Below are 1,080 nucleotides of genomic sequence, written 5' to 3' on the forward strand. Positions count from 1 at the left end.
CGTGTAATCGCATAGTATCTTGAATTTGCTGCCAGATATCATCGGTGAGAAGAGTACGTGCCATTGAAAAAATATAGAAATCAAAAGAGCTTAAAGGAGGATTTTAAGTATTTAAAACCAATTTTTCAAATGAGGACACGCCCTAAAACTTAATTCTAATTGGTTAATAGGTGAAAAATGAAATTAGCAGAAGCTCTCTTACTTCGAAGTGATCAACAAAAAAAAATTATTTCACTAAAACAACGTATCAATGCAAATGTATTGGTACAAGATGGTGATAAACCATCTGAAGATCCAAATGAACTACTAAAACAAGTATTTGCTTTAATTCAAGAATTTCAAAAATTAAGTTATGCAATTCATGAAACTAATGCTTTAACAAAATTAAATGATGGTCGTTCTTTACTTGCTTTATTGACTTTGCGTGATGAATTTGTAGAACAGCACAAAACCCTAACTGCAGCAATAAGTAATACATCTCGTGAATCTGATCGTTATAGTACGCGGGAAATAAAGTGGCATAAAGTTATTCCAGTTTCATCACTACAAAAACAAGCTGATGATATTAGTCTTAAATTACGTGATTTAAATGTGTTGATTCAGTCGAGTAATTGGAAAATTGATTTGATTGATGCCTAATAGTCCTTTAGATATAATCAAGTTGAACATACTGGGCGAGTACAAGATCCCTTACTTCCACAACATAGGATTGTAAATAAAGTGTAGTGGCTTGCAAAGCAAGTGGATAAGCTTAAAATTTTAAGTACAAATCAATCCATCACTTGGCATAACTCAAATCTTTGTGCGAACAAAGTTACATGTTACTTATAACTACCATGTACTGACAGTATGTTCACCTCAATTACTAAAAATAAAGAAATGAGCAAGCACCAGCTCAACTACATTTCTATTTTTAATTCGGTTCGGCTTTGTTGCATAACGAGCTGAAAGACAGATTTTGAAAACAGCAGATTCAAATCACAAGTTGAACCGTACCGGGTTTGTCGGAGACTTTTTTATTTAAGTTAGGCCACCTGACCTAACGGGTTAATCTTATCATAGTACATTGCTTCAAACTCA

Annotated in this window: 1 protein-coding gene; it reads left to right on the forward strand. The window is 33.1% G+C overall.

The genetic code is table 11. The annotated features are described in order from the left end of the window. The first annotated feature begins 177 nt into the window (after positions 1 to 177). Complete coding sequence (locus tag ACIG3F_RS16130; protein ID WP_180039238.1) at positions 178 to 639, forward strand: DIP1984 family protein; 462 nt, start codon at positions 178 to 180, stop codon at positions 637 to 639. Positions 640 to 1,080: the final 441 nt, after the last annotated feature.

The sequence above is a fragment of the Acinetobacter sp. NPDC052428 genome, assembly GCF_044547685.1.
GTDB lineage: Bacteria > Pseudomonadota > Gammaproteobacteria > Pseudomonadales > Moraxellaceae > Acinetobacter > Acinetobacter lwoffii_G.